Consider the following 5,871-nt stretch of genomic DNA (forward strand, 5'->3'; position numbering starts at 1 on the left):
CGCCGGAGCGCACCTTCCGCGTCGTGGGTGCGCTCCGCCGTCGGGCCGGGAGCCCGTCACGGGTGGACGAGGATCTTCACCGCGGTCTCGTTGCGGTGGATCAGGGTGTCGAAGCCCTCGGTCACGAGGTCCTCGAGCGGGACCTTCGCCGTGATGAACGGGGCCAGGTTCACCTTGCCCTCCTGGACGAGCTTGATCGTCTCGGCGTGGTCGCGCACGTAGGCGATGGTCCCGCGGAGGTCGATCTCCTTGAGGACGAGCTTCTGCATGTCGACCGCGGCGGGCTTGCCCCAGATCGACACGACCACGATCACGCCCGCGGGGCGGACCGCGTCGAAGAGCTGGTCGAGGACCGCGTTGACGCTCGTGCACTCGAAGGCCACGTCGACGCCGCGGCCGTCCGTGATCTCGCGGACGCGCGAGATGAGGTTGTCCTGCGTGGGGTCGACCACGTGGTCGGCGACGCCCGTCTCGCGGGCCTTGGTCTTCCGGGCCTCGGAGACCTCGGACATGATGACCGTGACGCCCTGGGCCTTGAGGACCGCAGCCGTGAGCAGCCCGATGGGTCCCGCGCCGCCGACGAGCGCGACGTCACCGGCCTTGGCGCCCGAGCGGACGACCGCGTGGTGGCCGACCGAGAGCGGCTCGATGAGCGCGGCCTGGTCGAGGGGGATGTCGCCCACGGGGTGGACCCAACGACGGTCGACGACGACCTTCTCGGAGAGTCCGCCGCCGCCACCGGCCAGGCCGATGAAGCCCATCTTGACGCACAGGTGGTAGTTGCCGGCCTCGCACTGCGCGCACTCGCCGCACACGAAGTAGGGCTCGACCACGACGGACTCGCCGATCGTCAGGTCGTCGACGCCCTCGCCCAGCGCGGTCACGGTCCCGGAGAACTCGTGGCCCATGGTCACGGGGATCTCCTCGTGCGACAGCGGGTGCGGCCGGCCCTTGGCGGGCGTGAAGATGGGGCCGTCGAGGTATTCGTGCAGGTCCGAACCGCAGATCCCGCACCAGGCGATGTCGATCGCGACCGCGCCCGGCCGCAGCTCGGGGGCCGGGACGTCCTCGATGCGGATGTCTTCTCGTCCGTGGAAACGTGCTGCCTTCATGATCCTCGCCACGCCTTCTCTCGTTGGTCGCTGGGTTCCTGACAGGCGACCCCGGACGGGTCGCCTCGATGCCCGGGGCAACTTCCACCCTAGGCACGTGACCTGGGCAAGAGCCCGGCCAAAGGTCCCGAATCGGATGTGACACATCCCTCGTCACGGAGTCAGATCGAACGGACTGCGCCGGGCGGACAGGCCGACCGGACAGGTCGCCGTCGCCGGGCGGACGGGTCGCGGCGCCCGGACGGCCCGCGTGGGCGGTCGCCGGTACGTTGGGAGACATGACGGACCCGGCGACGCCCGCACCCCTGCGCGACACCCAGCTCCCCGGCCACGGCGGCCTGCTGCTGCTCGACTCCGCGTCGCAGTACTTCCGTGCGTTCTTCGGGGTCCCGGACTCGGTCAGGGCTCCCGACGGGACGCCCGTCAACGCCGTGCGCGGCTTCCTCGACACCATCGCGGTGCTGGTCACCGAGCGCCGCCCGGCGCGCCTCGTGGCGTGCTGGGACGACGACTGGCGGCCCGCGTTCCGCGTCGACGCGATCCCGTCCTACAAGGCCCACCGCGTCGCGACCGAGGTGCCGGGCACCACGGGCATCGAGGAGGTCCCCGAGGCCCTGCTCGCACAGGTCCCCGTCATCGTCGAGGTCCTCGCGGCCCTCGGCATCGCGCGTGTCGGCTGCCCCGGCTACGAGGCCGACGACGTGATCGGCACGCTCGTCGAGCGCGAGGCGGCCAGGCGGCGCGCCCTGCGGGAGGCGGGCGGAGGGATCGGTGCGAGCGGCTCCCGTGGGCCTGATGTCGGGCCCGTCGAGGTCGTCACGGGAGACCGCGACCTGTTCCAGCTCGTCGACGACGACGTACCCGTCCGCGTCCTGTACACCGCACGCGGGCTCAAGAAGCTCGACGTCGTGGACGTCGAGCGCCTGGCCGAGCGCTACGGCGTGACCTCGGGCCAGGCGTACGCGGACATGGCCGCGCTGCGCGGCGACCCGAGCGACGGCCTGCCGGGCGTCGCGGGCATCGGCGAGAAGACCGCCGCGGGACTGCTGGCCCGGTACGGCGACCTCGCGAGCATCCTGCGCGCACGCGACGAGGGCGACCCGGGCCTGAGCCCCACGCAGCGCCGCCGCCTCACCGAGGCCGCGGACTACCTGGACGTCGCGCCGCTCGTGGTCCAGGTCGCGCGCGACGCGCCCCTGCCCGCGGTGCCCGACGACGTCCCGTCCGCCCCCGCGGACCCTGCGGCCCTCGACGCGCTCGCCTCGCGCTGGGGACTGCGGTCGAGCGTCGACCGGGTCCTGGAGGCGTTCGCGTCGGTGCGCTGAGCGGCGCCGTTCAGGTGCGCGGGCGGCGACGACGCCGCAGGCCGCGCTCCTCGCCACGCACCCCGCTCAGGAACGCCCTGGCGACGACCACCACGTAGACCACGAGGGCCAGCACGCAGACGAGCGTGACGACGTGCCACGGCTTGATCATGTCCATCGTCCACCCCGCTCGGCGCCAGTGCGCCGGGTCGCTCCGTCGCGCGTCCGCGCGCCGGGTCGAGCCTCCCACACCTCTGGTCAGTCCTGTGGATGTCCTGTATGTTCCCGCAAGGAAGGCTGCAACGTTACGCAACCTTGCAGAAGTCACGCCGTCGTGACTCTCGGCGGCGCCCCCTTGATGAAGGAAGATCATGCGATCAACGACGTTCGCACGGTGGAGACGACCTGTCGCTCTCCTCCTCGGCCTCGGGCTCCTGGGCCCGCTCGCCGTCACCTCGGCGGCCACCTCGGCCGTCGGCGCCACCAGCGAGGCCTCGACCACGGTCTACTACCCGGCCCGCTCGGGCTGGGCCACGACAAACGTCCACTACGCCGCCACGGGCGGCGCGTGGACCACGGTCCCCGGCGTCGCGATGGCGCCCGCGTGCGCAGGCTGGCTCAGCCGGACCATCCCGCTCGGGACGGCCACCGGAGCACAGCTCACGTTCAACAACGGGTCGGGGACCTGGGACAACAACGGCGGCCGCAACTACACCGTCGGCTCGGGCATCGTGGTCGTCAAGGACGGCGCCGTCACGACCGGGACGTCTCCCTGCGCCACCACGCCGGACCCTGAGCCCACGCCCGAACCCACGCCGACCGAGACCCCCACGAGCTCGGCGACCCTCTACTACTCGACGACGTGGACCGCCCCGAAGATCCACTTCAACACCACGACCGCGGCCTGGACCACGTCGCCGGGCAAGTCCATGGAGGCCGCGTGCACCGGGTGGTTCCGGTTCACCGTCGACCTGGGGTCCGCCAGCGGCGGCAAGGTCGTCTTCAACAACGGGTCGGGCACCTGGGACAACAACGGCGGCAAGGACTACGCCTACGGCCCCGGGGTCTCGACCGTGAAGAACGGGGCGCTCACGGCGAACGCGACCGACCCGTGCCCGCCCGTCGTCCCCGAGGTCCCCGACACCACGGCCCCGTCGGTCCCCTCGGGCCTGGCCGTGACCGGCGCGGGCATCGGCCTCACCGCGAGCTGGACCGCGTCGACCGACGACAAGGCGGTCGCGGGCTACACCGTGACCCGCACGGGCGGTGCGGGCACCGTGACGCGTGACGTCACGGGCACCTCCGCGACCGACTCGAACCTCCTCGAGAACACGGCGTACTCGTACTCTGTGACCGCGTTCGACGCGGCGGGCAACCGCTCCGCAGCGAGCGCGACCGTCTCGAGGACGACCGGCGTCAAGCCGACCACGCCCCCCGCCACGAAGGGCGAGCCGCTGGGCGGGGACCCGCGCGAGGACTCGATCTACTTCGTCATGACGGCGCGCTTCAACGACGGCGACGCGACCAACAACCGCGGCGGCTCGATGGACGTGAAGTCGGGCAACGCCGCGAACGACGACCCCATGTTCCGGGGCGACTTCGAGGGCATCGTCGACAAGCTCGACTACATCAAGGGCCTCGGGTTCTCGGCGATCTGGATCACGCCCGTCGTGCTCAACCGCTCCGACTACGACTTCCACGGCTACCACGGGTGGGACTTCTACCGTGTGGACCCGCGTCTGGAGTCCGAGGGCGCGAGCTACCAGGACCTGATCGACGCGGCGCACGCCAAGGGCATCAAGATCTACCAGGACGTCGTGTACAACCACTCGTCCCGCTGGGGCGCAGAAGGGCTGTTCACCCCGACCGTGTACGGCGCACGTGACGCGCAGTGGAGCTGGTACTACGACGAGCCCGTCGCGGGCAAGGAGTACAACCCGCTCGAGGAGGACGCCGACGGTTCGACCTACAACGGTGACCTGTGGTCCTCGACGCAGCCCGCGGGCCAGAACTGTGCCGGCTGGGGTGTCCCGGTCGGCTATTCGGCCGAGGGCTTCCGGACGTACAGCTGCCAGTGGCCCAACGCGACATCCGGCATGTTCCCGTCGAACCTCTACCACCCCTGCTGGATCGGGAACTGGGAGGGCAAGGACGCCCAGGACTGCTGGATCCACGAGGACCTCGCGGACTTCAACACCGAGAACGAGCAGGTGCAGGACTACCTGATCGGCGCGTACAACAAGTACATCGACATGGGCGTCGACGGATTCCGGATCGACACCGCGGTCCACATCCCCCGCGTCACGTGGAACCGGGTCTTCCTGCCCGCGATCCAGGAGCACGCGGTCGCGACGCACGGCGAGAAGGGCAAGGACTTCTACGTGTTCGGCGAGGTCGCGCAGTTCGTGCACGACAAGTGGAACCGCGGGTCCGTGAACCACTCGGCGCCGTTCTACACGTGGGACGAGCGCAAGGAGTACTCGCTCGACGACGTCGTCGCCGCGGCCGAGCAGTTCCAGTACGAGAACCTCATGGGGCCGGCGAACCAGCCGACGAGCACCAACGCGACCCTGGTCGGGAACACGTACCACGCGCCCGACCACTCCAAGGCGTCGGGCATGAACATCATCGACATGCGCATGCACATGAACTTCGACGACGCCTCGAACGCCTTCTGGTCCGGCAAGGACTCCGACGACGTCACGAACGACGCGACGTACAACGCGGTCTACGTCGACAGTCACGACTACGGGCCGGGCAAGTCCCAGACCCGGTTCGCCGGGGGCACCGACGCGTGGGCCGAGAACATGAGCCTCATGTGGACGTTCCGCGGCATCCCGACGCTCTACTACGGCTCGGAGATCGAGTTCCAGGCGGGCAAGAAGATCGACTGCGGCCCGACGTGCCCGCTCGCGACGACGGGGCGCGCCTACTACGGCGACCACCTGGCGGGCACGGTCGTGGCGAGCGACTTCGGGGTCGTCTCGTCGGCCACCGGGACGGTCGCGACGACGCTCCAGCAGCCGCTGGTCAAGCACGTCCAGCGCCTCAACCAGATCCGTCGGGCGGTCCCGGCACTCCAGAAGGGGCAGTACTCGACCGAGGGCGTCTCCGGTGGGATCGCGTACAAGAAGCGGTTCACGGAGGGTTCCGTGGACTCGTTCGTCCTGGTCGCGGTGAGCGGTTCTGCGACGTTCTCGGGGATCCCGAACGGCACCTACGTGGACGCCGTGACGGGTGACCGCAAGGTCGTCACCGGCGGCTCGCTCGCGGTGTCCGTCAGCGGCAAGGGCAACATGCGCGCCTACGTGCTCGAGCTGCCGGGCAACCCGGCACCGGGCAAGGTCGGTGAGGCAGGTCCGTACCTGAAGTAGCGGCCGTCGAGCGGGTGCCGCCTCGTGGGCGGCACCCCTCCCGAGACCGCCGCCACCTCTTCCTGCCGGTCCTGTGTGCGC

General features: G+C 70.5%; 4 protein-coding genes. 2 read left to right on the forward strand and 2 right to left on the reverse strand.

The window, feature by feature from the left end; translation table 11 throughout:
- Window positions 1-56: 56 nt before the first annotated feature.
- Complete coding sequence (locus ACFWFR_RS16745; protein WP_377623732.1) at window positions 57-1,112, reverse strand: 2,3-butanediol dehydrogenase; 1,056 nt, start codon at window positions 1,110-1,112, stop codon at window positions 57-59.
- Between the two features lie 278 nt (window positions 1,113-1,390).
- Here ACFWFR_RS16745 and ACFWFR_RS16750 point away from each other — a divergent pair, with 278 nt between their 5' ends.
- Window positions 1,391-2,437: a 5'-3' exonuclease H3TH domain-containing protein gene (locus ACFWFR_RS16750; RefSeq protein WP_377623734.1), complete on the forward strand. Its 1,047-nt coding sequence runs from the start codon at window positions 1,391-1,393 to the stop codon at window positions 2,435-2,437.
- A gap of 10 nt (window positions 2,438-2,447) precedes the next feature.
- On the opposite strand, the gene ACFWFR_RS16755 is transcribed toward ACFWFR_RS16750, so the two are convergent.
- Window positions 2,448-2,588: a hypothetical protein gene (locus ACFWFR_RS16755; RefSeq protein ID WP_191805822.1), complete on the reverse strand. Its 141-nt coding sequence runs from the start codon at window positions 2,586-2,588 to the stop codon at window positions 2,448-2,450.
- Window positions 2,589-2,787: 199 nt separating this feature from the next.
- Between ACFWFR_RS16755 and ACFWFR_RS16760 the strand changes: the two genes are divergently transcribed.
- A complete protein-coding gene (locus ACFWFR_RS16760) occupies window positions 2,788-5,790 on the forward strand; it encodes a carbohydrate binding domain-containing protein (protein WP_377623735.1) in 3,003 nt (1,000 codons plus the stop codon).
- The last annotated feature ends 81 nt before the right edge of the window (window positions 5,791-5,871 follow it).

Origin of the sequence: Oerskovia sp. NPDC060287 (assembly GCF_042726775.1) — a bacterium.
GTDB lineage: Bacteria > Actinomycetota > Actinomycetes > Actinomycetales > Cellulomonadaceae > Oerskovia > Oerskovia merdavium.